Origin of the sequence: Curtobacterium sp. SORGH_AS_0776 (genome assembly GCF_031453355.1) — a bacterium.
Lineage (GTDB): Bacteria > Actinomycetota > Actinomycetes > Actinomycetales > Microbacteriaceae > Curtobacterium.
The window spans coordinates 491,498-516,907 of the sequence record NZ_JAVIYU010000001.1; the positions used below are offsets into that span (position 1 = coordinate 491,498).

A 25,410-nucleotide genomic window follows, 5' to 3' on the forward strand; every position below is an offset into this window, starting at 1 on the left:
TTCCGAAGCAGGCCGGGGCCTACTTGGCCTTCTCGAGGATCTCGACCAGGCGCCAGCGCTTGGAAGCGCTGAGGGGACGGGTCTCGCTGATCACGACGAGGTCGCCGACACCAGCGGTGCCGAGCTCGTCGTGGGCCTTCACCTTGGACGTGCGACGGATGATCTTGCCGTAGAGCGCGTGCTTCACGCGGTCCTCGACCTCGACCACGATGGTCTTGTCCATCTTGTCGCTCGTGACGTAGCCACGACGCGTCTTGCGGTAGCCGCGAGCGGAGGCGGCGGAGGTCTTCTCTTCGTTCGCCATTACTTCTCCTCGGCGGTCTCGGCCTCGGCCGACTCAGCCGGCTTCTCAGCCTTCTTGGTCGTCTTCTTGGCCTTGGGGGCGGTCTCGACGGGCGCGGGAGTGGCACGGATGCCGAGCTCGCGCTCGCGGAGGACGGTGTAGATGCGAGCGATGTCGCGCTTGACGGCACGGAGACGACCGTGGCTCTCCAGCTGGCCGGTGGCCGACTGGAAGCGGAGGTTGAAGAGCTCCTCCTTGGCCTTCTTCAGTTCGTCAGCAAGACGCTCGTTCTCGAACGTGTCGAGCTCCGTCGGACGGAGCTCCTTGGAACCGATCGCCATTATGCGTCGCCCTCCTCGCGCTTGATGATGCGTGCCTTGAGGGGCAGCTTGTGGATTGCACGGGTCAGCGCCTCACGGGCGATGTCCTCGTTGACGCCGGAGAGCTCGAAGAGCACACGGCCCGGCTTGACGTTGGCGACCCACCACTCGGGGGAACCCTTACCGGAACCCATGCGGGTCTCGGCGGGCTTCTTCGTGAGCGGACGGTCCGGGTAGATGTTGATCCACACCTTGCCGCCACGCTTGATGTGACGCGTCATGGCGATACGAGCGGACTCGATCTGACGGTTGGTCACGTAAGCGGGCGTCAGCGCCTGGATGCCGTAGTCACCGAACGACACCTTGGTGCCGCCGGTGGCCTGGCCCGAACGCTTCGGGTGGTGCTGCTTGCGGTGCTTGACTCGACGGGGAATAAGCATGGTTACGCCTCAACTCCTGCGCCGGCCGGCGCGTCCTGCGGGGCCTGCTGCTGACGGCCGCCACGGTCGCCGCCACGGCGGTCGCCGCGCTCGCCACGGGGGCCGCCACGACGCTCCGGGCGCGACGAACGCTGGTTCGCCTGCTCGCGAGCGAGCTCCTTGTTCGTGATGTCGCCCTTGTAGATCCAGACCTTCACGCCGATGCGGCCGAACGTGGTCCGGGCCTCGTAGAAGCCGTAGTCGATGTTCGCGCGGAGCGTGTGCAGGGGCACGCGGCCCTCGCGGTAGAACTCCGAGCGCGACATCTCGGCGCCGCCGAGACGACCCGACACCTGGATGCGGACACCCTTGGCGCCGGCGCGCTGTGCACCCTGCAGGCCCTTGCGCATGGCGCGACGGAACGCGACACGAGCGGAGAGCTGCTCGGCGATGCCCTGCGCGACGAGCTGGGCCTCGGTCTCGGGGTTCTTGACCTCGAGGATGTTGAGCTGGATCTGCTTCTTGGTGAGCTTCTCGAGCTCGCCACGGACGCGCTCCGCCTCGGCGCCACGGCGCCCGATGACGATGCCCGGACGCGCGGTGTGGATGTCCACGCGGACGCGGTCACGGGTGCGCTCGAGCTCGATGCGGGCGACGCCGGCGCGGTCGAGGGTCTTCTTCAGGTACTCGCGCACCTTGATGTCCTCGGCCACGTAGTCGGCGTAGCGCTGACCCGGCTTCGTGCTGTCGGTGAACCAGTGCGAGACGTGGTCCGTCGTGATCCCGAGACGGAAGCCGTACGGGTTGACCTTCTGGCCCATTACTTGCTCGCCTTCTTGCTCGTCGCGGCAGCCTCGACCTCATCCGGCGTCGCGAGGACGACCGTGATGTGGCTGGTGCGCTTGTTGATGCGGAAGGCGCGGCCCTGGGCGCGCGGCTGGAACCGCTTCAGGGTCGTACCTTCGTCGACGAAGACGCGGCTCACGTAGAGGTCGCGCTCGTCGAGGAAGCTGTTCGTCGAGTCCGCCTTGACCCGTGCGTTCGCGATCGCCGAGGCGACCAGCTTGTACACGGGCTCCGAAGCGCCCTGGGGGGCGAACTTCAGGATGGCGAGGGCCTCGTGGGCCTGCTTGCCGCGGATCAGCTCGATGACGCGACGGGCCTTCTGAGGCGTGACGCGGATGTGTCGCACGCGTGCGATCGACTCCACCATTTCGTTCCTCCTCTGCGTCGCCGCCTTAGCGGCGACGGCCCTTCTTGTCGTCCTTCACGTGACCACGGAAGGTGCGGGTCGGCGCGAACTCGCCGAGCTTGTGACCGACCATCGACTCGGTGACGAACACCGGGATGTGCTTGCGGCCGTCGTGCACGGCGATCGTGTGCCCGAGCATGTTCGGGATGATCATCGAGCGACGCGACCAGGTGCGGATCACGTTCTTGGTGTTGGCCTCGTTCTGCGTGACGACCTTGCGGAGCAGGTGCTCGTCGACGAAGGGGCCCTTCTTCAGACTGCGTGGCATCTTCTGAACTCCTACTTGCGCTTCTTGCCGGCGTTACGGCGACGGACGATGAGCTTGTCGCTCGGCTTGTTCGGCTTGCGCGTGCGGCCCTCGGCCTGACCCCACGGGCTGACCGGGTGACGGCCACCGGAGGTCTTGCCCTCGCCACCACCGTGCGGGTGGTCGACCGGGTTCATCGCGACACCACGCACGGTCGGGCGGACGCCCTTCCAGCGCATGCGGCCGGCCTTGCCCCAGTTGATGTTCGACTGCTCGGCGTTGCCGACCTCGCCGATCGTGGCGCGGCAGCGTGCGTCGACGTTGCGGACCTCGCCCGACGGCAGACGGAGCTGCGCGTAGGGGCCGTCCTTGGCGACGAGACGCACCGAGGCGCCGGCCGAACGCGCGAGCTTGGCGCCGCCACCGGGGCGGAGCTCGATCGCGTGCACGACGGTACCCACGGGGATGTTGCGCAGCGGCAGGTTGTTGCCCGGCTTGATGTCCGCGCCGGCGCCCTGCTCGATGACGTCGCCCTGCTTGAGCTTGTTCGGCGCGATGATGTAGCGCTTCGTGCCGTCCACGTAGTGCAGGAGCGCGATGCGCGCCGTGCGGTTCGGGTCGTACTCGATGTGCGCGACCTTGGCGTCGATGCCGTCCTTGTCGTGACGACGGAAGTCGATCACGCGGTACTGACGCTTGTGGCCACCACCGATGTGACGGGTGGTGATGCGGCCGGAGCTGTTGCGGCCACCGGTCTTCGGCAGCGGACGAAGCAGCGACTTCTCCGGCGTCGAACGGGTGATCTCAGCGAAGTCGGCGACCGACGAGCCGCGACGACCGGGGGTCGTCGGCTTGTAGTTACGAATAGCCATGATTTATCCCTCTGGTCCTCAGCCGACAGCCGTGAAGATGTCGATCGAACCGGACTTGAGCGTCACGATGGCACGCTTGGTGTCCTTGCGCTTGCCCATGCCGAAGCGCGTGCGACGGGTCTTGCCCGGACGGTTCAGCGTGTTGATGCTCGCGACCTTGACGTCGAAGATCTTCTCGATGGCGAGCTTGATCTCGGTCTTGTTCGAACGGGGGTCCACGATGAACGTGTACTTGCCCTGGTCGATCAGGCCGTAGCTCTTCTCCGAGACGACCGGCGAGATGATGATGTCGCGCGGGTCCTTGTTGAAGCCGCTCATGCGGAGATCTCCTTCGCGGTCTTCGACGCGATGAAGGCGTCGAGTGCGCTCTTGCTGAAGACGAGCGCGTCGGCCTTGAGCACGTCGTAGGCGTTGAGCTGGCCGTACGAGAGCGCGTGGACGTTCGGCAGGTTGCGGATCGACTTGAGCGTGAGCTCGTCGTCCTGCTCGAGCACGACGAGCACGTGCTTGACGGGCGCGACCTTCTCGATGAGCGTGCGGGCGGTCTTGGTCGACGGCACCTCGGCCGCGACGAAGCCCTCCACAGCGGAGATGCGGCCACCGCGGGCGCGGTCCGAGAGCGAGCCGAGCAGAGCAGCGGCGATCATCTTCTTCGGGGTGCGCTGCGAGTAGTCGCGCGGGGTCGGTCCGTGGACGACGCCACCGCCGGTGTGCTCCGGAGCGCGGACCGAACCCTGACGGGAGCGGCCGGTGCCCTTCTGCTTGAACGGCTTGCGACCAGCACCGCGGACCTCGCCGCGGTTCTTGGTCTTGTGGGTGCCCTGACGCGCGGCTGCGAGCTGCGCGGTGACGACCTGGTGGATCAGCGGGACGTTGGTCTCGACGTCGAAGAGCTCGGCGGGGAGCTCGACGGTGCCGGACTTGACGCCCGATGCGTCGAGGACGTCGATCGTGGTTGCGGTCGTGGTGGCCATGATCACTTACCCTTCACGGCGGTGCGGACGAAGACGGAGCGACCGCGAGCACCGGGGATCGCGCCCTTGACGAGCAGCAGACCCTTCTCGGCGTCGACGGCGTGCACCGTGAGGTTGAGGACGGTCACACGCTCGCCACCCATGCGACCCGCCATGCGCATGCCCTTGAAGACACGCGACGGGGTCGACGAAGCACCGATCGAACCGGGCTTGCGGTGGTTGCGGTGGGCACCGTGCGAAGCGGACACACCGGCGAAGCCGTGGCGCTTCATGACACCGGCGAAGCCCTTGCCCTTGGAGGTGCCGACGACGTCGACCTTCTGGCCCGCCTCGAACGTGTCGACGGTGAGCTCCTGGCCGAGCGTGTACTCAGCGGAGTCGTTGGTGCGGATCTCCGTGAGGGTGCGGCGCGGGGTGACCCCGGCTGCCTCGAAGTGGCCGGCGGCCGGCTTGTTGACCTTGCGCGGGTCGATGGCGCCGGCGGCGATCTGGATCGCCTCGTAGCCGTCGCGCTCGACGTTGCGGATCTGGGTGACCACGTTCGGGCCGACCTCGATCACGGTGACGGGGATGAACTTGTTGTTCTCGTCCCACACCTGGGTCATCCCGAGCTTCTTGCCGAGGAGGCCCTTGACGGTCTTGGTTGAGTTCGCCATCAGTCCAGCCCCCTTACAGCTTGATCTCGATGTTGACGTCGGCCGGGAGGTCGAGTCGCATGAGCGAGTCGACGGCCTTCGGCGTCGGGTCGACGATGTCGATGACCCGCTTGTGCGTGCGCTTCTCGAAGTGCTCGCGCGAGTCCTTGTACTTGTGAGGAGAACGGATCACGGTGACCACGTTCTTCTCGGTGGGGAGCGGCACCGGGCCGACCACGGTCGCACCGGCACGGGTCACCGTGTCGACGATCTTCCGGGCCGACGTGTCGATGACCTCGTGGTCGTACGACTTGAGCCGGATGCGGATCTTCTGTCCCGCCATGTGTCTCTTTGTCCTCTCTGCGCCGCGCACCCTCGGGCCGCCTGACGCCGCCGCCACCGTGCATTCCTGCAGGGCTTGGCTGTTTTCTGTGAACCAACCGGCCGCATCCGCTGGGGATGACCGCTGTTCTCGTGTCAACCGCGCGGAGCGACCTGGGCCGTTCAGCGTGGGCATGTCGTCTCCCGCACGCTCTGGGCACAGCAGTGCCCGTCACGCTTGGTGGGGAGTCGATCGTGTTCTGCTGCCTGCGGCCCAACCCAGCCCTGCTGGACAGGGGGGTTGTGCACTGCCAGAGCAGTGATCCTGCGCACGCGAACGCGCGCGGAATTTCGGAACCGGACAAGTCTCGCATAGGCACGGCATCCGTGCAACCCGGGCGTGTCGCGAATCACGGGCGTGTCGGGATCGGCCCGCTTCCCCGGATACACGCGGATCGAGGGCCAGGAGGCGCGGGTCGCCCCCGACGCGCGACGTGCCCTCCGGAGCCGGTCCGGAGGGCACGTCGCAGGGGTCGGTCGGGACTACTCCGCGACGACCGGGGGGACGAACCACGGGGGGAAGACCGCGACCCGGGGAGCGTGTCCGCCGTGGTCCTTGAGCACGGCCTTGACCGTCTGGCGGACGCGGTCGTTGGGGACGCCGATGACCGCGACGGCCGAGAACGGCACGCTCGGCCCGGCGAGCAGCTCGAGGCCGAGCATCTCCGGGTCGGTGAAGTCGGTGCGACGGATGAGGTTCGTCGCGGCCTCGGGCCCGACCGCGAACCGGACGTCCTCGGCGTCGGCGTCCTGGTCGGCGACGATGACCGACGCCCCGAAGGCCGACACCGGCACGACGAGCATGATGTACTCCGTCGCCCGGGTCCGGCGGGCCGCGTCGGACCACCGCTCGCCCTCGGCGCCGGTGCGCAGCTCGTCCCAGCGGGTCGCGTCGGGCGACAGCGTGAACGGCACGTGCGCGGCGACCGGGGAGCCGTCGGGGGCGTGTGCCTCGGCGCGGGCGGCCCGGGCAGCGGCGGAGGCGACGTCGACGACCGGCGTCACGGCGTCCGACGCAAGGATCGCACCGGACCCCACGATGTCGTCGAGGTTGTCCACGTGCGTCACGTGGTGCGCGCGGAGCGAGGCGAAGTCACGCGCCTCGGGCAGGTCGGGCACCGGGGACCGCAGCGAGGACGCCGGGGTCGCCGCCTGGCCGGGGACGGTCCGGAGCGAGGTGGTGATCCGGGTGCGGCGCGGGGTCGGGGTGGTGGGGAGTTCTGCGGCCTCGCGCTGCCGTGGCGCGCAGATGTCGCAGAGTTCGGTGGGGAATCCGTGGATGCACTCGTCAGTCACGACTGGTGGGGTCCTTCCGTGCCCGGGTGGGGGTGTTCGGGCACGAGGTCCAACGGTACGTCATCCCGGCCCCTTCCCGGTCACTGTCGGTAGAGCAGTGCGCGGACCTCCGACTCGGCCGCGTGCATGCGGTCGGGGTCGATGGTCTCGCCGTGGTCGTAGGCGTCGAGCAGGCGCGGGTCGATGTAGCTCTGCCGGCACACCGTCGGGGTGTTGCCGAGTTCCTCGCTCGCGACCTTCACCGCGTGCGACACCGCCTTCTTCCGTTTCGTCACGGACGACTGCGGTCCGGTCGCCGCGAGGTCGACCGCGGCGGCGACGGTGCCGTGCAGGGTGCGGAAGTCCTTCGCGGTGAACTCGTCACCGGCACGTTCCTTCACGTACTCGTTGATGTCCTCGGCTGAGAGGGGCTCCCACTCGGCGCCGCGGCGTGCACGGAACGAGAGCAGCCGGGCGTTCGGTCCACGCCGCTTCATGCCCGCGATGACGATCGCGAGGTCCGGGTCGTGGATCGAGGACGACCACTCCTGGCCGCTCTTGCCCGGGAAGTCGAGCTCGATGTCGTCGCCGGAGACGTGGGCGTGCGCGCACAGCAGGGTGGACAGGCCGCGGCTGCCGTGCTCGGTGGCGTACCGCTCCGACCCGACCCGCAGGGACCCCTGGTCGAGCATCCGGAAGGCCGCCGCGAGGGCACGCTGCCGGTCGGGCTCCGGCCGCCGGAGGTCCATGGTGACCCCGCGTCGTGCGACCGGCAGGGATTCAGCGAGCGCCAGCGCACGGTCGTACTTGATGCGGTCCATCCGCTCGCGCCAGGACGGGTGGTACATGTACTGCCGACGGCCGGCGCCGTCGATGCCGGTCGCCAGGATGTGGCCGTTCTCGTACGGGGAGATCCAGACGTCGTCCCACGCGGGCGGGATGACGAGGTCCTCGAGACGCTGCCGGACCGCGGCGTCGGTGACGGTGGTGCCGTCCGGGTCGCGGTAGGAGAAGCCACGTCCGCTGCGGACGCGGTGGTAGCCGCGACCGTTGGTCGCGGAGCGGCGGAGACGGGTCACGCTCTCGATGCAACTCGCCACCGCCTGTGACCCGGCCCGGCGACGGACTGGAGGTGGGCCCCACCCGCCGGTTCCGGCGCACCGCGCCAGCGGGGTGACGGCCGAGACGGGAGGGACGGTGCCAGCCGACACCGCGCCTCCCGTCCGCCGATGGGTCGGATCCGACCGGACTACCCGTTCGCCTGCTTCCGGCGACGCAGGAACAGGATCGTGCCGCCGGCCGCGAGGAGCAGGAGCGCCGCGATGGACCCCTTCCACGCGATGTCGGTGCCGGTGAACGCGAGCTGGCCGGTACCCGGGCCCGTCGCGACCACACCGGCCCCCGCTGCGGGGTCGGCTGCGACCGCCGGCGCGGCCGGGTACGTGATCGTCAGGGTCGCGGTGGTGCGGCTCCCGTCGTCACCCGCGACCGAGTACGGGACCGTCACCGTGCCGCTTAAGCCGGGAACCGGCGTGAACGTGATCGTCCCGTCGGGGCCCACCGTGAACGTGCCCTGCTCCGGGATCGTCACGGTGGTGACGAGCTCGCCGGTCTCCGGGTCGACCAGGCGCACGGACTCGGGGTCGATCGGGGTCGAGCCGGCCGCGTCGTTGCCGAGCACGTCGACGGTCAGCGGCTCGCCGGGGGTACCGGTCCGGGTGTCGTTCGCTGCCGTCGGCGCTGCACCGACGGTCACGGTGACCGTGGAGGAGGCCGTCCCGCCGTCGACGTCGGCGATCGCGTACGGCACCTCGAGCGTTCCCGTGAAGCCCTTCGCCGGGGTGAAGGTGACCGCACCGGTCGTGGTGTCGACCGTGAAGACGCCCTTCCCGGGCACCGTGCGCGTCGTGACCGGTTCGCCGTCAGCGCCCAGGAGCCGGACCGACCCGGGCGCGATCGACGTGCGGGCGTTGCCGGCCGTGTCGTTGCCGAGCACCGGGGTCGTCACGGGGGTGTCCTGAGCGGTCCGGGCGGTGTCCGGAGCAGCGGTGGGCGCCACCGGGATGACGGTGACGGTGATGGTCGCGGTCGCCGCCACCTCACCCGTGTCACCGATCTGGTACGTGACGGTCGACGCGGTACCGGACCAGCCCTGCGCCGGGGCGAAGAGCACCGAACCGGTCGTCGGGTCGGCGGTGTAGACGCCCTGGCCGGCGACGGTTAGGGTGCGACCGTCCTCGGACACGACCGCGCCCGTGGGCTGGCCGGTGGTCGGGAACACGACCGTCGTCGGGTCGATCGGGGTCCCGCCTCGGATCCCGGGCCGGTCGTTCGCCGGGACGGCGATCGACACGGGGGTGTTCTGCCCGGTGGTGGTGACGTCGTCCTCCGCGACCGGGCCGACCGGTGCGACGGTGATCGTGATCGTGGACGAGGTCGTTGTCCCGTCGACGTCGGCGACCTGGTAGGTCACCGCCGAGCCGACTCCGCGGAACGTCGGCTCCGGGGTGAACGTCACCTTCCCGCTGTCCGGGTCGACGACGTAGGCACCCTCACCGGGGACGGTGACCTTCCGGCCGTCCTCCGAGACCGTCGAGCCGTTCGGCTGGCCGGCGGTCGGGAACACCACGGTGGCGGGGTCGAAGGGCGTGCCCGCGTTGCCCGCGGTGTCGTCACCGAGGACGTCGATGGTGGTCGGTTCGCCCTGCGCCACCTTCGCGGTGTCCGGGTTCGCCTTCGGGGAGACCGGGGTGACGGTCACCACGATGGTGCCGGTGCCCGATTCGCCGCCGGTGTCGCCGACCTGGTAGGTCACCGGCGTGGTGGTGCCGGTGTACCCCTGCGCGGGCGTGAAGGTCACCTTCCCGCTGTCCGGGTCGATCGTGGAGACGCCCTGTCCGGGCACGGTGATCTGCTTGCCGTCGTCCGACACGATCGCGCCGTCGGGCTGGCCGGACCGCGGGAACACCACGGACGTCGGGTCGATCGGCGTGCCGCGGTCGACGCCGGCAGCGGTGCCACCGGCGACGTCGACCGTGACCGGGGTGTTCTGCTGCGTGGTCGCGGTGTCGTCGCCCGCCTTCGGGCCCATGGGCTTCGCGGTGACCACGATCTGCGCCGTGGACGTGCTGCCGTCGGCGTCCGCCACACGGTAGGTCACCGGCGACGCGTCTCCGCGGAACGTCGGCTCAGGGGTGAACGTGACCGCACCCGTCGTCGCGTCCACGGTGTAGACGCCCGTTCCGGGCACCGTCAGCGTCCGACCATCGTCGGAGACGGCCGCGCCGGACGGCTGCCCCGCGGACGGGAATACGACCGACGCAGCGACCGTCCCGCCCTCGTCGTTGCGGAGGACGTCGATGGTGACCGCCTCGCCCTGGTCCGTGGTCGCCGCGTCGTCCTGCGCCGTGCCCCGGTAGCTGACGGACACCTGCCCCTGGGTCTGGTTCCCGCGGGTGTCCTCGACGGTGTAGGTGACCGGGGTCGGGTTCCGGGTGAAGCCGGACTCGGGGGTGAAGGTCACGGCACCGCTGCTCCGGTCGACGGTCCAGACGCCCTGACCGGGGACGGTGAGGGTCTTGCCGCCGTCGGTCACCGTGGCGCCGGCGACGTCGGGAGCCGTCAGCTGCACGGTGGTGGCGTCGATGTCACCCGTCGCGCCCTGCAGCACGTCGACGGTCGCGGGCTGGCCGGGGGTGTTCGCGGTGGAGGAGCTGTTCTCGACCTTCGGCTTCAGCGGGTTCGAGAACGCGCAGCTCACGTCTCCGCCGGCCGTCGGGACCGTGAACGGTGCCGAGGTCCCCTTGCCGGAGGACACGACGGCGTTGCTCGTGAGGTCGGTGCAGACGTACGACGTGTCGTAGTCACCGGGGTTCGTCGCCTGGTTCCCGGGCGACTGCGTGACGGTGTAGGACTGGCCCGGCAGCAGGATGATCGGGCCCGCGGTGACGGTGTCGTTGCCGTCGGACGTGGTGGCGGTCGCCGGCTTCGGCACGTCGCCGCCGCCGACACCGATCGTCAGCTGGTCGCCGGGCTTGGCCTTCCCGTCGGTGAAGCCGCCCGACGCGGAACCGGTCGACGGCACCGCGCGCGAGCCGAGGTCCGTGACGTTCAGCGCGGTGCCACCCTGGTTGACGCTGCGCTTGGCGACGGTGCCACCGGTGACCGGGTTCACCTGCAGGAACGTGTTGGCCGACGAGCCGGCGATGTAGATGTAGCCGTCGTCGCCGAACGCCAGCGACGTCAGCGCGGCCGCCGGCGTGATGGCCGGGCCGACCGCGGTCGCGGTGGTGGCGCCCCCACCGAGGTCCTCGGCGTTGACGCGGTACAGCTGCGCCGTGCTCGCACTGCTCGAGATGAAGTACAGGTTGCCCTGCCGGTCGAAGGCGAGGTCGCCGTTGGTGCCGGGCGGGTTCGGCGCCGTCACCGAGGTGACGTTCGACGAGACGGTGTTCGTGTCCGGGTCGTACGACGTGAAGGTGAACGTCGAGCCGCTCGAGAGACCACCGAAGAAGAACTTGCCGCTCTTTGGGTCGACGCCGCCCATCTGGTTCGCGACCGACGGCGAGTTCGGACGGGTGGCGGTCTCCCACGTCTCCGTCGACGCGGTGTACTCGAACACGGTCGTGCTGTTCGTCATGAACAGCTTGTCACCGTCGCCCGAGATGCCGATCTGGTTGAGACCGGTCGCGTTGTTCGGCGCCGTCACGGCGGGGGTCGCAGCGCCGCTCGCCCGGTCCACGGCGTACACCGTGGACGAGCCCGAGACGGTCGCGTAGAGCTGCGTCGTCGGGAACGGGGACGCGGCCGATGCCAGCTGCGGCGTCAGGAGGACTGCGCTCCCCGCGACCAGCGCGGTGACGGCAGCTCCTGCGAGCAGTCGGGCGGGGCGGCGGCGCACGGGGGCACGGTGCAGTGCAGACACGCTTGTCCTTCGGGTCGAGGATCGGCGACCCGCAGAGCGCGCGCGACAGTGTCCGCGCAGGCAGGGCCCTGCGTCGGGAGACGGCGGGTGTTCGGGTCACCACGCGTGACCGGTGCGGTCCCGCGACTCCACGGTATCGAGTCGCGGGAAACCGCAACAACACCCCGAGCGGGGTACATCGCGTCCCATCTTGTGGGGACAACTGCGCCGGCTTCCGGAACGCCGACGGCGCGTCTACGCTGCCGCCATGGCGTCGTACACCGTACGTCCTCTCGACGCGTCCACGTGGGACGCCTTCGACGAGCTCTGCCGCACGAGCGACGGCTTCCCGAGCGGCTGCTTCTGCATCGGCTTCCACGACGAGGGGCCGACACGGGACGCCGCTTGCAACCGGGAGCGCAAGTACGAGCGCGTCCTCGCCGGCACCACCCACGCCGCGCTCGTCCTCGACGGGGAGCGGTGCGTCGGCTGGTGCCAGTACGGGCCGGTCTCCGAGGTCGTCCGCATCAAGAACCGTCGCGTGTACGACCGGTCGCAGGTCGGTCCGGATCCCGCCTGGCGCATCGGTTGCACCTACGTCCGCGCCGGGTACCGCCGACAGGGGGTCGCCACCGAGGCGCTCGGCGGTGCGCTCGCCCTCATCGCCGCCGCCGGCGGCGGGACCGTCGAGGGCTACCCGGAACCCGCCGGGACGGTGCCGGCCGGCTTCCTCTTCCACGGCGCGCTCTCGACGTTCGAGCGGTTCGGGTTCGCGCGCCAGCGCGCGATCGGCAAGCACCGCTGGGTCGTCACCACGACGGTCGAACCGGCCTGACGATCGAACCGGGCCCGAGACGGCACTGGAGGCGCTGCGCACGTCGTGCGCAGCGCCTCCAGTTCGCCGTCGGCGTCGGACCTACTCGCCGTTGTTGCCGATCTTGTCGTCCAGGTCCTGCGCGGTCTTGTCGATCTGCTCGTCGAACTTCCCGCCCGTGACCTTCTTGATGCCGTCGGCCAGGCCGTGGATGATCTTGTCGGAGACGTCCTCCGCCTTGTCGCTCCGCAGCGCGTCCTCGATCTTGTCCTTGTTCTCGTCCACGAACGCCTTCGCGCGGTCGGTGACCTCCTCCGCCTTGGCGGAGACGTTCTTCTGGATGTCGTCGAAGCCGGCCATGCTGCCTCCCTGCCGGCCGGAGGTGACCCGGCCGCTCGATGGCCGGTCGATCCGGCCGCTTGGCCCACATCGTGCTCCGATCCCCGCGATCTGTCCGCCGAACGCGAGCGAACTCCCGAGAAACGGAAAGCGGGGCCGGACCCGAAGGTCCGACCCCGCTGACGCGTGGTAACCGGAGTTACTTGACGATCTCCTCGACCGTACCGGCGCCGACCGTACGACCACCCTCACGGATGGCGAAACGGAGACCCGGCTCCATGGCGATCGGCTGGATCAGCTCGACGGCCATCGACACGGTGTCGCCGGGCATGACCATCTCGGTGCCCTCGGGCAGCGTGATGACGCCGGTGACGTCCGTGGTGCGGAAGTAGAACTGCGGACGGTAGTTCGCGTAGAACGGGTTGTGACGCCCGCCCTCTTCCTTGGTCAGGATGTAGGCGTTCGCCTTGAACTCGGTGTGCGGCGTGACCGAACCCGGCTTCACGACGACCTGGCCGCGCTCCACGTCCTCGCGCTTGAGGCCACGGATGAGCAGACCGGTGTTGTCACCAGCCTCGGCCTTGTCGAGCAGCTTGCGGAACATCTCGATGCCCGTGACCGTGGTCTTCTGCGTCGGGCGGATGCCGACGATCTCGACCTCGGAGTTGAGGTCGAGCGTGCCACGCTCGACACGACCGGTGACGACCGTGCCACGACCGGTGATCGTGAAGACGTCCTCGATCGGCATCAGGAACGGCTGGTCGGTGGCGCGCACCGGGTCCGGCACGTGCTCGTCGACCTGGGCCATGAGGTCCTGGACGGACTTGACCCACTTCTCATCGCCCTCGAGCGCCTTGAGCGCCGAGACCTGCACGACGGGGGCGTCCTCGTCGAACTCCTGCGAGCCGAGGAGTTCACGGACCTCGAGCTCGACGAGCTCCAGGATCTCCTCGTCGTCCACCATGTCGGACTTGTTCAGCGCGACGACGATGTAGGGGACGCCGACCTGGCGGGCGAGCAGCACGTGCTCACGCGTCTGGGGCATCGGACCGTCGGTGGCGGCGACCACGAGGATCGCGCCGTCCATCTGCGCCGCACCCGTGATCATGTTCTTCACGTAGTCAGCGTGACCAGGAGCGTCGACGTGCGCGTAGTGGCGCTTCTCGGTCTGGTACTCGACGTGCGAGATGTTGATCGTGATGCCGCGCTCGCGCTCCTCGGGAGCGTTGTCGATCTGAGCGAAGTCACGGGCCTCGTTGAGGTCCGGGTACTGGTCGTGCAGAACCTTGGTGATCGCCGCCGTGAGCGTGGTCTTGCCGTGGTCGACGTGACCGATGGTTCCGATGTTGACGTGCGGCTTGGTCCGCTCGAACTTGGCCTTGGCCACTGTGGGTCCTCCTCAGGACTCGGAGAGCATGCCCCCGGTTCGTGAACCGTTGGCGTGCAGTGTGTGTCTTTACTGTACTTGGTGGCGAGGGGCCCGTCGCCGGGCACCCCCGCCTGTGGAGAGACGCTGGAGCGTCACTCCCCCGCGTTCTTCGCGATGATCTCCTCGGCGACCTTGGCCGGGACCTGGCTGTAGGTCTCGAAGGTCATCGAGTAGACCGCACGACCAGAGGTCTTCGACCGCAGGTCGCCGACGTAGCCGAACATCTCGGACAGCGGCACGCTCGCGCGGACCACCTTGACGCCCGAGGCGTCCTCCATCGAGGCGATCTGGCCACGACGGGAGTTCAGGTCACCGATGACGTCGCCCATGTACTCCTCCGGAGTACGGACCTCGACGGCCATGATCGGCTCGAGGATCGCCGGACCGGCCTTGCGGGCCGCTTCCTTGTAGGCGATCGAACCGGCGATCTTGAACGCCATCTCGGACGAGTCGACGTCGTGCGCCGCGCCGTCCTTGAGGATGGCCTTCACGCCGACGGTCGGGTACCCGGCCAGGATGCCGACCTGCATGGCGTCCTGGATACCGGCGTCGACCGACGGGATGTACTCACGCGGGACGCGACCACCGGTGACGGCGTTCTCGAACTCGTAGACCTTCTCGGCCGTGACTTCCATCGGCTCGAGGGCGATCTGCACCTTCGCGAACTGGCCGGAACCACCGGTCTGCTTCTTGTGCGTGTAGTCGTAGCGCTCGACGACCTTGGTCAGGGTCTCGCGGTAGGCCACCTGGGGCTTGCCGACCGACGCCTCGACCTTGAACTCGCGCTTCATGCGGTCGACGAGGATGTCGAGATGGAGCTCGCCCATGCCCTTGATCGTCGTCTGACCGGTCTCGGCGTTGAGCTCGACGCGGAACGTCGGGTCCTCTTCGGCGAGCTTCTGGATGGCCGTGGAGAGCTTCTCCTGGTCGGCCTTCGTGTTCGGCTCGATGGCGACCTCGATGACCGGCTCCGGGAACGTCATCGACTCGAGGACGACCTGGTTGGTCGGGTCGCACAGGGTGTCACCGGTGGTGGTGTCCTTGAGACCGATGACCGCGTAGATGTGGCCGGCGGTCACGTTGTCGACCGGGTTCTCCTTGTTGGAGTGCATCTGGAAGATCTTCCCGATGCGCTCCTTCTTGCCCTTGGTCGAGTTGATGACCTGGGCACCCGACTCGATCGAGCCCGAGTAGACGCGGACGTAGGTGAGACGACCGAAGAAGGGGTGCACCGCGACCTTGAACGCGAGGGCCGAGAACGGCTCCGACGCGTCGGGCTTGCGGATGATCTCCTTCTCCTCGTCCTTGACGTCGTGGCCGATCATCGGCGGCACGTCGAGCGGGGACGGGAGGTAGTCGATGACGGCGTCGAGCATCGGCTGGACACCGCGGTTCTTGAAGGCCGAGCCGCACAGGACGGGGTAGACCTCGGACGCGATCGTGAGCTTGCGGATCGCAGCCTTGATCTCGTCCTTGGTGAGCTCCTCGCCGCCGAAGTACTTCTCGAGCAGGGCGTCGTCGGTCTCGGCGACGCGCTCGATCAGCTTGGCGCGGTACTCGTCCGCACGGTCCTTGAGGTCCGCGGGAATCTCCTGGACCTCGTACTGGGCGCCCATGGTGACATCACCCTTGGCGTCGCCCGGCCAGACCTTGGCGTGCATCTCGATGAGGTCGACGATCCCGACGAAGTCGTTCTCGGCGCCGATCGGAAGCTGGAGCACGAGGGGCTCCGCGCCGAGGCGGTTGATGATGGTGTCGACCGTGAAGTAGAAGTCGGCGCCCAGCTTGTCCATCTTGTTGACGAAGCAGATGCGCGGGACGTCGTACTTGTCGGCCTGACGCCAGACGGTCTCGGACTGGGGCTCGACGCCCTCCTTGCCGTCGAAGACGGCGACCGCACCGTCGAGCACGCGGAGCGAACGCTCCACCTCGACCGTGAAGTCCACGTGACCGGGGGTGTCGATGATATTGATCTGGTTGTTGTCCCAGAAGCAGGTCGTCGCGGCCGACGTGATCGTGATGCCGCGCTCCTGCTCCTGCGCCATCCAGTCCATCGTGGCAGCGCCGTCGTGGACCTCACCGATCTTGTGCGTGATGCCCGTGTAGAACAGGATGCGCTCGGTCGTCGTGGTCTTGCCGGCATCGATGTGCGCCATGATGCCGATGTTGCGGACCTTGTTCAGGTCGGTGAGCACGTCCTGTGCCACAGGGTTCCTCCGGAAGAGTTGTAGGAGAGGTTGGCGTCCGTACGGGCGCCGGGGTTCATGACCACCGGCGCCCGGACGGTGCCGGGACTACCAGCGGTAGTGGGCGAAGGCCTTGTTCGACTCGGCCATCTTGTGCGTGTCCTCACGGCGCTTGACCGCGGCACCGAGACCGTTCGACGCGTCGAGGATCTCGTTCATGAGACGCTCGGTCATCGTCTTCTCGCGACGGGCCTTGGCGTACGAGGTCAGCCAGCGGAGCGCGAGGGTGTTCGCGCGGTGCGGCTTGACCTCGACCGGGACCTGGTAGGTCGAGCCACCGACGCGGCGGCTACGGACCTCGAGGGTGGGACGGACGTTGTCGAGCGCCTTCTTGAGCGTCGCGACGGCGTCCTGCTGGTTCTTGGCGGAAACGCCTTCGAGGGCACCGTAGACGATGCGCTCTGCGAGGCCCTTCTTGCCGTCGAGCAGGATCTTGTTCACGAGCTGCGAGACGATCGGTGCGCCGTAGACCGGGTCTGCGACGACGGGACGCTTGGGGGCGGGACCCTTACGAGGCATTGGCTCAACCCTTCTTCGCGCCGTAGCGGCTACGTGCCTGCTTACGGTTCTTCACGGCCTGCGTGTCGAGCGCACCGCGGATGATCTTGTAGCGGACACCGGGGAGGTCCTTCACACGACCGCCGCGCACGAGCACCATCGAGTGCTCCTGGAGGTTGTGGCCCTCACCGGGGATGTAGGCCGTGACCTCGGTGCCGTTCGAGAGCTTGACACGAGCGACCTTGCGCAGTGCCGAGTTCGGCTTCTTCGGGGTGGTGGTGTAGACGCGGGTGCACACACCACGCTGCTGGGGGTTCGCCTTCAGGGCGGGCGCCTTGGTCTTGGTGACCTTCGGCGTACGACCCTTGCGAACCAGCTGCTGAATAGTAGGCAACTGTTCTCCTGGTTCTTCGCTCGTGTTCTCCGGCCGGCGCGGTCCGCCGACTTCCTCGTCCCACGCTGATCACCGCCTGACGGCGGATGACGAGTGGGGGACGGAGTGTTCCTGCCGACCGTTGGTCGGACCGGACTTTTCGGGCACGCCCGAAGGCGCACACCCGGAAGAGATTACCCGCGTAACCCGGCGAAATCAATCCGGGCGCGTCGCCCTGGAGGCGCGTGACGAGTGCCCTGGGCGAACAGGCGTCGCGTGGGTGGTCACGCGGGGCGCGGGGCGCTCCGCCCGGCCGGGCGCGGTGGACCGGACCCACGGCCGCCGGCCTGGCGCGGTGGACCGGACCCACGGCCGCCGGAGGGACGTGGCGGGCCGGCACCGTGCCTCCTGGACGCACCGGGGCGCCGTCGTGCGCGGCGTCAGGAGCCCGTGTCGGACGAGCCGTTGCCCACCGCCGAGCGGAACGTCGCCCCCGCGTCCGTGAACTCCGTGACGTACCCGCTGGCGTTGACGTTCATCGGCCCGGCGGACGCCGTGCCCACCCCGCCCGGGCCGGAGATGTCCGCCGTGAACGTGGCACGCCCGAAGGACGTCGTCGTGACGAGCCAGCCGTTCGACACCCACCCGCCGATCGACACGGTTGGGCGGGTGTCCAGCGTCCACTTCTGGTTCGTGTACGTGTAGGCGGCGTCCTGACCGTAGGCATAGAAGCTGCACCCGGCCGGTGCCGCCTCGGTCGAGGCGATGCAGCCGTCGACCCACGCGTCCACCGCCGCCTGGGCGGACCGCTTGCCCGCTGCGGTGAGCTCCGTCGCCATCGAGACGGGACTCGAGGCGGTGCCCCCGAAGCCGGTGACCGTCGCCGTCGCGGCCTTGGCGGAGTACCACTCGCCACCGTCCACCGCGACGTCGTACGTGCCGGGGAGGGCCGTGAGCGTCGCCGTGCCGTCCTTCGACGTGACCACGGACTGCCCGGCCACCGACACCTTCGTGCCCGTGGGGCCGCGCAGGCTGACGTCCACCGCACCGAGCCGCGGTGCCTCGAGCTGCCAGACCGGGAACACGCCCCAGTCGGTGCCCGTCTTGTCGAGGGTGAAGGTGGACGAGACGTCGCGCCCCGCCTGCCGCAGGTACGCCGTGACCGTGGCGGTGTCGCCGTCCGTACGCGTGGCGGCGATCCGGTACCCCGTGACGCGGTCCTTCGCCTTCGCGTAGGCGGCCTTGGTGAGGAGCAGGTCGCGTTCGTCGTGCTCGATGCCCGCCACGTCGAGCGCGGCGCCCACCCGACCCGCCGTGAGGTCGTCGAGGAAGGCACGGACCGGACGATCGGCAGCGTGCGTCGAGGTGCCGACCGAGTAGCCGACCACGCCCGCGACCAGGAGCAGCACGACGGCCGCGCCACCCGCGACGATGCTGACGAGCCGACCGCGACCGAGTCGACGACGGGGCCGGGGCTGCGGTCCGGACGCCCCCGCCGGTGGTGCGTCCCGCGTGCCGCGGATCGAGTCCACGGCCGGGACGGATCCCCATCCGTCGGCCTGGTGCTGGTCGGTCATCGGTCCCCCGTCGTCCTGTGGTGCTGCAGGAAGACTACCGGCGGGCACCGTCATCGCCGGGCTCCGGGCGCACCCCCGACGCGCGCGACTGGTGCCGTGCCGCGGCGATCCCGCCGACGACGCACAGGAGTGCCACGACCACCGAACCGACGACGAACGGGCCGAGTGCGTAGCCGGCCGGGAACACGAGCAGCTCGGTGAGGTCGCTGCGGACCAGGCTGTAGCCGACCGCCCCGACGCCGAGCATCACCAGGTAGCAGGTCGCCGCGGCGACGAGGCCGGTGACGCCGGGGTTGCCCTCGCGGGAGCCGACCGCGGTCGCGAGGAACACCACCACGGCACCGCCGAGCACCATCGCGGGGCCGAGGTACGGGGTGGCGTCGGGCTGGGAGATGACCTCGACGTCGGCGAGGAGGGCCTCGAAGCCGGTCACCGCGATGACGAGCGCGATGAACAGGATCGACGTCATCGTCGCGATCAACCACCGGGACATGCGGTGATCGTATCGCTGGCGGGGCTCAGGCGGGGGTGGCGTCTGCGCGCTGCGGCTCGTCGGTGTGCGTCGCCTGGTCGGCGTGCTCCTGCGCTGCGGCGACGAGCGCGAGGGCGATCGTGGCCGTGATCACCGGGATGGACTCGGTCATCGGCGCGGCTGCGGTCGGGGCGTCGGTCGCGTCGGTCGCGTGCGTCGCGTCGGTCGCGTGCGTCGCGTCGGGCGTGTGCGTCGCGTCGGGCGTGTGCGTCGCGTCGGTCGTGTGCGTTGCGTCGGTCGCGTCGCCGTCGGCGTCCGGGCCCTGGAGGCGCGGCGCGGGTGCCGCGGTGGGCGTCGCCTCCGCCTCGTGGTCGCGCAGCGCCGGTCCGACGATCGGCAGGACCGCCGTGGTCGCCGGCGGCTCGGCGCGGAGGACCGGCGTCTCGGTCGACGGGGCACCCCGCTTCGCCGCACGACGGGCCCTCGCCATCTTGACGAGCACGACGACCGCGACGATCGCCCAGATGCCGTTCACGATCGTCGACGGGACGGCGTGGTGCGCCGCGACGTTGATCGCCACGGCGAGCCCGCCCACGAGGTTGAACAGCTGGTACACCGGGCCGTTCGGGAGCTTGCCCATCGAGAAGAGCAGGTAACCAGCAAGGACGGTTACTGCTCCGAACCAACCGAGGAACTCCACGATTCCAGCCAACACGCGCGACTCCGGGCACGACGAGGAACGGCCGTTTCGAGCGACCGTTCGAGAGAGGGACGAGCAGCCGCGAGCGCGGGCTCAGGAGCATCGTAAGCACAGCGGGAGGCCGTGCGGAAGAGGGTGCGGCGTGGCGCGTCGGACCCCAGTTGGTGGGGGTCGGGTCAGCCGTTCGTGGCGGGGTCCGCGAGCACGTAGACGTACCCGGAGAGCGACCACGACTGGTCGGCCATCGGGTCGCCTCCCGAGTCGGAACTCGTCGCCGCGACCCCGTTCACGAGGAACAGCCGCTGACCGTTCTGCACGTTCTTCGTGAAGGCGAGTGCCTGGTCGTACGACCCCTTGACGGCCGCCGTCACGGGCACGACCACGAAGTTCGCGCTCGTGATCTGGGCGTCACTGTGCGGGGCCGGCGCCTCGGGCGTCGCTGCGGCTGTCGGCGCTGCCGACGCGGACGCCGTCGACGACGGTGACGCACTCGCGGACGGGGCCGGTTCCGCCGCGGCCACTGGGGCGTACGCCTTGGGGTCGCCGATGGTGATCGACGTGACCGTGACGCCACTGGCAGCGCCGGCGCCGTTCAGCTGGTTCAGCAGCGAGGCGGTGTCGGTCGAGGACGGGACCGAGGCCCGCAGGGCAGCCAGCTCGGCCTTCGTCGCGTCGAGCGACGTGTACGCCTCCTCGAGGCGGTGGAGTTCGGCGCGGTTCCGGGCGTTCGTCGCATCGATGTCGGCCTGCTGGGCGCTGTTGTCGGACGCCTGTGCGAGCTGCGGCTGTGCGCCGAGGAACCACCCGCCCGCGAGGACGGCCAGCGTCGCGGCCAACGCGATGATGAGGGAGAGACGGTTCTTGTTCACTTCGATCCGTCCTTCGTGTACTTGCCGTCGAACGCCTTCGCGCCGAGGTGCGCCTGGATGGTCGCCGAGTACTGCCCCGTGTCCTCCTCGAGCGCGACCGACGTGATCGTCGAGTCGACGTAGCCACGGAGCTGCGAGAGGCGTGCGGTCCAGTCCGGGACCGAGGGGATGCTCGGGCTCTGGATCGTCAGCTGCATCGTCGCTGCTCGTGACCCCTGCAACGGGACGGTCGACTGCGCGAAGGACTCGGTGGAGTCCGCCGAGTCGATCGTCATCGCGGTGATGGAGACGCCGGCGGGGAGCACCGACTTCAGCTGCGCGAGTGTCGAACTCCAGTCGATCTCGGTGGAGCCACCGACGGACTGGGCGGCTTCGAGCAGGGCCGTGTCGTTCTCGGCCGAACGGACCTCCGAGTAGCGCTGCTGCTGCTGCAGGAGCGAGGTGGTCTCGTTCTGCGCGGACAGGTACGACTGCGCCGTGTCGAGCTGGTGCACGTACGCGCCGCCGGAGCCCAGGGCCGCGACCGCGGCGGCGACGATCACGCCGAGCCAGGCGCGCCGCGCGATGGCCCGTTCGCGGCGCTCCGTGTGGACCTCGGGCGGGAGGAGGTCGACCCGCGGCTCACGCCCCGCGATCGAGGTGGACGCCGTCGTGCGCGGGCCGCGCGGAGCGCGACCCCGTCCGGGTCCGGTGGTGTCCTCGGGCGCTGCGGCCCGGACGTCGGTGGCGGTCATGCTGCTCGACTCCCCACTGCCAGCCCGTAGGCGACGGCGATCGCGTCCTCGTGGTCCGTCACGTCCTGCACCGGGATCGACCGCGCGAGGTCGACCCCCGCGAAGGCGGAGCCGCGCTGCACCGGGAGGTGGGTGTGCGCGGCGAGCGCCTCGGGGAGGCCGACGAGGCGAGCGCCACCGCCCACGAGGACGATGCGCTCGACGTGGTCGCCCGGGCGCGTGTTGACGAAGTAGCTGATCGTGTTCCGGAGGCTCGCGATGAGCTCCGTGACGGCGTCGGCGATGACCGACACGGCGCGCGCGTCATCCGGCGTGCGAGCGCCCGTACCGATGCCGAGGTGCCGCTTCACGACCTCGGCCTGTCCGAACTCGATGTCGAGCGCTGCCGCGAGCGTCTTGGTGACGTCGTTCCCGCCCGTCGGGATGATGCGGACGAACTGGGGGACGCCGTCGCTCACGAGGACGACGGTCGTCGTGTCGGCGCCGAGCTGGACCAGCGCCGTGGTGCCGTGCAGCCCCGGCCTGCCCACGAGGACGCGGGTGAGGGCGAACGGGATGAGGTCGACGCCGACCGGGTTGAGACCAGCGAGCTGCGCGGCCTTGACGTTCGCGAGCACCGCGTCCTTGATCGCCGCGACGAGCAGGCCGTGCACGACGGGACCGTTGTCGCTCATCGCCTCGGCGGTCGGGTAGAAGTCGAGGATCGCGTCGCCGACGGGAACGGGAAGCATGTCCTGCACCTGGAACGGCAGGCTCTCGCGGATCTGCGCCAACGGTGCGACCGGGACGGTCAGGTCGCGGGAGAGCACGCGTTGGTTGCCCATGCCGAGTACGACGTCCTTCGAGCGGAACCGGCCGATTGACCACAGGGAACGCAGTGCCGACGCGACCGTGTTGGGCTCGAGCACCTCGCCACGGCTGACGGCGTCCGGCGGGGTCGGGACCTCGGCGAACCGCAGGACGGTCGGGCGTGCGCGGTCGGCGTTCGCGACCTCGACCGCGCGGATCGAGGATCCCGCGATGTCGATGCCCACGATGCTCTTGCCCATGTTGCTGCTTTCGTCGAGGAGTGGTCGGTGGAGGAGGCGTCAGGCGAGTCCGAGGACCCCGAGGTAGGCGGTCCAGAGAGCGTGTCCGAAGACGATGCCGATCCACGCGCCGATCAGCATCGACGGCCCGAACGGCACGCCACCGCGCCATCGCGCACGTCGTGTGGTGACCAGCGCGATCGCGACGGTACCTCCGACCACGAAGGCGCCGAAAGCACCCACTGCGAGGGGTCCCCATCCGAGGTACGCGAGGACGAGCCCGAGGACGACGGCGAGTTTCACGTCGCCGAGCCCCATCCCGCCCGGGACCGCGACGGCCAGCGCGAGGTAGGCGCCGCCCAGGACCACCGCCCCGATACCCGCCCGGCCGAGGGCCGCGAGGTCTCCGCTCAGCACCGAGACGACGACCAGGAGGACGGCGAGGACCACGGCGGACGGGTAGACGATCGCGTTCGGCAGGGTGTGCGTCTCGAGGTCGATCAGCGCGAGGGCGACGGAGACCGCCATGAGGTAGAGAAGAGCCGCGAGGAGGACCGCCTGGGCTGCAGGGACACGGACGGGTCCGATCACCACGGGTCCGGAGACCGCGACGGCCGCGACCGCGACGAACAGCAGTGCGGTCGACAGCTCGACGATCGGGTACCGAGGCGAGATCGGCTCCGCGCAGTCCCGGCACCGTCCGCGCAGGAGCACCCAGGAGAGCACCGGCACGTTGTCCCGACGCCGGATGGCCTGTCCGCACCCGGGGCAGGAGCTCGGCGGCGACACCACCGAGAGGCCGGCGGGGACGCGGTGCACGACGACGTTCAGGAAGGAGCCGACGAGCAGGCCGAGCACGCCGGCGAGGACGACGACGATCGGCAGGACCTCGCCCACGCCGATCACCTGCACGCCCCCGTGCTGGTCGTCGCGCACGAGCCGTCCGCCTTGAAGGCCGCCTGCACCTCCACCTGCGTGGTCACGCCGTAGGAGGTCGACACGGGCTGGAGGAACTTCGGCGGCGCCGTGGTCAGCAGGCGCTGGTCGTAGACGTAGTTCTTCGAGAACCCCGTGCTGCCCGTGGTCGCGACGGGTCCACGCCAGTTCTGCGCGATGGAGCCGATGACCTTGAGCACACCCAGCTTCGACCCGATGTCGTAGTTCTGGTTCCAGAACGTCCCCGCGTTGCTCGCGATCGCCGCGCTGATGGTCAGGGACTCGCCGCCGGAGCGGTTGAGGAGTCGGACGCCGCTCTGGTTGCAGCGTGTGGTGTCGGTGACGTTGCCGACGCCCCACTGGTAGACGGTCGGGTAGGAGGTGCAGCGTGCGGGGTTGTAGACCTCGACGGCGTTCTGCCCGACCAGTCCGAGGATGTCGTTCGTCGCGCTGACGTAGGTGATGTCGTCCGTCACCCAGATGGTGCCGGACGACGCGATGGTCATGGCACCGGCGAACGCGCCGCTGACGAACACGTCCCCCGCCGAGCAGCTGTACGTGTCCGACGCCGACCCGGTCTGTGCGTACGAACCCGACGTGCCGCCGTTGATCCACTCGCCGGCGGCCGGGAAGCCCTGCCCGTTGCTGAAGGGCTGGTTCGTCGTGGTCGTCGTGGTCCCGTTCGATCGCACGGTGACCGTCGTCGTGCAGTACGTGTTCGTGTACTTCGAGGGGAACGTGTTCGCCGCCCAGGAGTTGACGTTGTTCGAGGCGGTCGGCACGTCCTGGACGTACATGAGGTTCGCCGGGAGGGTCGTGATGGTGGCACCGGCAGCGCTCTGCAGGTCCGAGATGGTCCCGCACAGTGCGGCGGCCTTCGCGAGGTCGGCCCCCGCCTTGACCTCACCGGTCGACGCGACCACCTGGATCTGCGTCGCCTTGGACCACGGCGACCAGACGGTCATCTTGCCGTTGCCGAGGAACGACACCCGCGTCGGCCCGGTGTAGAGGCAGCCGGGACGAGGGACCGTGGTCGGGGTGTCCGTGCGGGTCTCCTGCGACATGTTCGAGTTCAGCGCGGGGAGCCCGAGGTAGGGCACCGCGGTCGCGGCGCCGCCGTTGAACACGCCGCTGCACGTCCCGCTGGACGGGCGGACGCTCGTGTCGTGCTGCTCGACGGTGCCGTTGAACACCGTCGAGCAGGCCGCGGTGAACACGTCGTTCGTCCGGATGGGACCGTTCAGGACGTCGGTCCCGGCGAACTGCACCGCCTGGCACTTCGTCCCGCTCTGCCACTGGTACATGGTGGTGCAGGAGCTACCCGAGATCGCCGGGTTCGATGATTCGTAGTTCGTGAAGTAGAGGTAGTTGATGAAGCCGTCGCCCTTGAGGTTGGCGACCAGGGACCGCACGCTGCCGCCCGACTTACCGGTCACGCGGACCTTCAAGACGCCCTTCGAGGAGTAGTTCGAGTTGTCGACCTCGTACCGGTACCACTGGTCCGTCGACCCGACGACCCCCGCCCACTTCGAGAAGGCGTCGTTGCCGTTCTGTCCGCTGAAGGTCGACCCGCTGTCCCTGCTGAACTGAGCGTCGGCGTTGCCGTAGAGGGCGTACCCGTTGTCGTTCGAGAGCTTCGACTGGTAGTCGGCGAGCCCCGCGTACGCGGCGGCGATCGCGTTCTGGAAGTTGCGGTCGGTCGCCGACTTCACGGCGCCGGACGTCGACACGGCGATCATGGTCGCGACGAGCAGCATCATGACGGTGCCGAAGATGAGCACGTTGCCGAGGATCATGCCCCGCTCGTCGCGCTGGGCCCGGTCCAGGAGTGCGT

At 69.4% G+C, this 25,410-nt stretch carries 28 protein-coding genes; 1 reads left to right on the forward strand and 27 read right to left on the reverse strand.

Annotated features, from left to right (window positions below):
• Nucleotides 1-19: 19 nt before the first annotated feature.
• The 14 genes from rpsQ to QE359_RS02505 form a co-directional block, all read right to left on the reverse strand.
• Nucleotides 20-304, reverse strand: a complete 285-nt coding sequence (rpsQ, locus tag QE359_RS02440) for a 30S ribosomal protein S17 (protein WP_022906348.1) — start codon at nucleotides 302-304, stop codon at nucleotides 20-22.
• Nucleotides 304-624, reverse strand: coding sequence for a 50S ribosomal protein L29 (gene rpmC, locus QE359_RS02445; RefSeq protein WP_022906347.1), 321 nt, complete (start codon nucleotides 622-624; stop codon nucleotides 304-306). Before rpmC ends, rpsQ begins: the two co-directional genes overlap by 1 nt.
• Nucleotides 624-1,043: a 50S ribosomal protein L16 gene (gene rplP / locus QE359_RS02450; protein WP_022906346.1), complete on the reverse strand. Its 420-nt coding sequence runs from the start codon at nucleotides 1,041-1,043 to the stop codon at nucleotides 624-626. The genes rpmC and rplP overlap by 1 nt, the downstream gene beginning before the upstream one ends.
• Before the next feature lie 2 nt (nucleotides 1,044-1,045).
• Nucleotides 1,046-1,843, reverse strand: coding sequence for a 30S ribosomal protein S3 (gene rpsC / locus QE359_RS02455; RefSeq protein ID WP_022906345.1), 798 nt, complete (start codon nucleotides 1,841-1,843; stop codon nucleotides 1,046-1,048).
• Entirely contained in the window at nucleotides 1,843-2,235 is a 393-nt protein-coding gene (gene rplV, locus QE359_RS02460; RefSeq protein ID WP_022906344.1) for a 50S ribosomal protein L22, read from the reverse strand. Before rplV ends, rpsC begins: the two co-directional genes overlap by 1 nt.
• Before the next feature lie 25 nt (nucleotides 2,236-2,260).
• Nucleotides 2,261-2,542: a 30S ribosomal protein S19 gene (gene rpsS, locus QE359_RS02465; RefSeq protein ID WP_022906343.1), complete on the reverse strand. Its 282-nt coding sequence runs from the start codon at nucleotides 2,540-2,542 to the stop codon at nucleotides 2,261-2,263.
• 11 nt (nucleotides 2,543-2,553) lie between these two features.
• Nucleotides 2,554-3,393: a 50S ribosomal protein L2 gene (gene rplB / locus QE359_RS02470; protein ID WP_070417686.1), complete on the reverse strand. Its 840-nt coding sequence runs from the start codon at nucleotides 3,391-3,393 to the stop codon at nucleotides 2,554-2,556.
• A gap of 18 nt (nucleotides 3,394-3,411) precedes the next feature.
• Nucleotides 3,412-3,711 carry a 50S ribosomal protein L23 gene (gene rplW, locus QE359_RS02475; protein ID WP_022903283.1) on the reverse strand — a complete coding sequence of 100 codons (300 nt, stop codon included), beginning with the start codon at nucleotides 3,709-3,711 and terminating at the stop codon, nucleotides 3,412-3,414.
• Nucleotides 3,708-4,367, reverse strand: a complete 660-nt coding sequence (gene rplD / locus QE359_RS02480; RefSeq protein ID WP_070417685.1) for a 50S ribosomal protein L4 — start codon at nucleotides 4,365-4,367, stop codon at nucleotides 3,708-3,710. The genes rplW and rplD overlap by 4 nt, the downstream gene beginning before the upstream one ends.
• Nucleotides 4,368-4,369: 2 nt before the next feature.
• Complete coding sequence (gene rplC, locus QE359_RS02485) at nucleotides 4,370-5,023, reverse strand: 50S ribosomal protein L3 (RefSeq protein WP_070417684.1); 654 nt, start codon at nucleotides 5,021-5,023, stop codon at nucleotides 4,370-4,372.
• A 13-nt stretch (nucleotides 5,024-5,036) separates the two neighbouring features.
• Entirely contained in the window at nucleotides 5,037-5,345 is a 309-nt protein-coding gene (gene rpsJ, locus QE359_RS02490) for a 30S ribosomal protein S10 (protein WP_022903286.1), read from the reverse strand.
• 521 nt (nucleotides 5,346-5,866) lie between these two features.
• The gene (locus tag QE359_RS02495; protein ID WP_070417683.1) at nucleotides 5,867-6,679 is read right to left on the reverse strand and encodes a DarT ssDNA thymidine ADP-ribosyltransferase family protein; all 813 of its coding nucleotides are present in this window, start codon (nucleotides 6,677-6,679) and stop codon (nucleotides 5,867-5,869) included.
• A gap of 80 nt (nucleotides 6,680-6,759) precedes the next feature.
• Nucleotides 6,760-7,737 (reverse strand): DNA topoisomerase IB, encoded by a 978-nt coding sequence (locus QE359_RS02500; RefSeq protein ID WP_309777369.1) that lies wholly within the window; start codon nucleotides 7,735-7,737, stop codon nucleotides 6,760-6,762.
• 170 nt (nucleotides 7,738-7,907) lie between these two features.
• The gene (locus QE359_RS02505; RefSeq protein ID WP_309777370.1) at nucleotides 7,908-11,582 is read right to left on the reverse strand and encodes an Ig-like domain-containing protein; all 3,675 of its coding nucleotides are present in this window, start codon (nucleotides 11,580-11,582) and stop codon (nucleotides 7,908-7,910) included.
• 247 nt (nucleotides 11,583-11,829) lie between these two features.
• Here QE359_RS02505 and QE359_RS02510 point away from each other — a divergent pair, with 247 nt between their 5' ends.
• A complete protein-coding gene (locus tag QE359_RS02510; protein WP_309777372.1) occupies nucleotides 11,830-12,396 on the forward strand; it encodes a GNAT family N-acetyltransferase in 567 nt (188 codons plus the stop codon).
• A gap of 81 nt (nucleotides 12,397-12,477) precedes the next feature.
• Here QE359_RS02510 and QE359_RS02515 read toward each other — a convergent pair whose 3' ends face one another.
• From QE359_RS02515 to QE359_RS02575, 13 genes are all read right to left on the reverse strand, one after another.
• Nucleotides 12,478-12,735, reverse strand: coding sequence for an Rv0909 family putative TA system antitoxin (locus tag QE359_RS02515; protein ID WP_309777373.1), 258 nt, complete (start codon nucleotides 12,733-12,735; stop codon nucleotides 12,478-12,480).
• Between the two features lie 178 nt (nucleotides 12,736-12,913).
• Nucleotides 12,914-14,101: an elongation factor Tu gene (gene tuf / locus QE359_RS02520; RefSeq protein ID WP_070417678.1), complete on the reverse strand. Its 1,188-nt coding sequence runs from the start codon at nucleotides 14,099-14,101 to the stop codon at nucleotides 12,914-12,916.
• Nucleotides 14,102-14,235: 134 nt separating this feature from the next.
• Complete coding sequence (gene fusA / locus QE359_RS02525; RefSeq protein ID WP_309777375.1) at nucleotides 14,236-16,350, reverse strand: elongation factor G; 2,115 nt, start codon at nucleotides 16,348-16,350, stop codon at nucleotides 14,236-14,238.
• An 87-nt stretch (nucleotides 16,351-16,437) separates the two neighbouring features.
• Complete coding sequence (gene rpsG / locus QE359_RS02530) at nucleotides 16,438-16,908, reverse strand: 30S ribosomal protein S7 (RefSeq protein ID WP_022903294.1); 471 nt, start codon at nucleotides 16,906-16,908, stop codon at nucleotides 16,438-16,440.
• A gap of 4 nt (nucleotides 16,909-16,912) precedes the next feature.
• The gene (gene rpsL / locus QE359_RS02535; protein WP_017885540.1) at nucleotides 16,913-17,281 is read right to left on the reverse strand and encodes a 30S ribosomal protein S12; all 369 of its coding nucleotides are present in this window, start codon (nucleotides 17,279-17,281) and stop codon (nucleotides 16,913-16,915) included.
• Nucleotides 17,282-17,700: 419 nt separating this feature from the next.
• Nucleotides 17,701-18,837 carry a hypothetical protein gene (locus QE359_RS02540; protein WP_309777380.1) on the reverse strand — a complete coding sequence of 379 codons (1,137 nt, stop codon included), beginning with the start codon at nucleotides 18,835-18,837 and terminating at the stop codon, nucleotides 17,701-17,703.
• Between the two features lie 34 nt (nucleotides 18,838-18,871).
• On the reverse strand, nucleotides 18,872-19,330 hold the full coding sequence (locus tag QE359_RS02545) for a DUF6121 family protein (RefSeq protein WP_070417675.1): 459 nt from the start codon (nucleotides 19,328-19,330) through the stop codon (nucleotides 18,872-18,874).
• A gap of 25 nt (nucleotides 19,331-19,355) precedes the next feature.
• Nucleotides 19,356-20,009 (reverse strand): hypothetical protein, encoded by a 654-nt coding sequence (locus QE359_RS02550; protein ID WP_309777381.1) that lies wholly within the window; start codon nucleotides 20,007-20,009, stop codon nucleotides 19,356-19,358.
• Nucleotides 20,010-20,185: 176 nt separating this feature from the next.
• Nucleotides 20,186-20,878: a type 4a pilus biogenesis protein PilO gene (gene pilO / locus QE359_RS02555; protein ID WP_071295206.1), complete on the reverse strand. Its 693-nt coding sequence runs from the start codon at nucleotides 20,876-20,878 to the stop codon at nucleotides 20,186-20,188.
• The gene (locus QE359_RS02560) at nucleotides 20,875-21,612 is read right to left on the reverse strand and encodes a hypothetical protein (RefSeq protein WP_083295164.1); all 738 of its coding nucleotides are present in this window, start codon (nucleotides 21,610-21,612) and stop codon (nucleotides 20,875-20,877) included. Before QE359_RS02560 ends, pilO begins: the two co-directional genes overlap by 4 nt.
• Entirely contained in the window at nucleotides 21,609-22,661 is a 1,053-nt protein-coding gene (gene pilM / locus QE359_RS02565; RefSeq protein ID WP_309777383.1) for a type IV pilus assembly protein PilM, read from the reverse strand. The genes QE359_RS02560 and pilM overlap by 4 nt, the downstream gene beginning before the upstream one ends.
• A 39-nt stretch (nucleotides 22,662-22,700) precedes the next feature.
• A complete protein-coding gene (locus QE359_RS02570) occupies nucleotides 22,701-23,576 on the reverse strand; it encodes a prepilin peptidase (RefSeq protein ID WP_309777384.1) in 876 nt (291 codons plus the stop codon).
• Nucleotides 23,543-25,372: a hypothetical protein gene (locus tag QE359_RS02575; protein ID WP_309777385.1), complete on the reverse strand. Its 1,830-nt coding sequence runs from the start codon at nucleotides 25,370-25,372 to the stop codon at nucleotides 23,543-23,545. The genes QE359_RS02570 and QE359_RS02575 overlap by 34 nt, the downstream gene beginning before the upstream one ends.
• Nucleotides 25,373-25,410 lie beyond the last annotated feature (38 nt).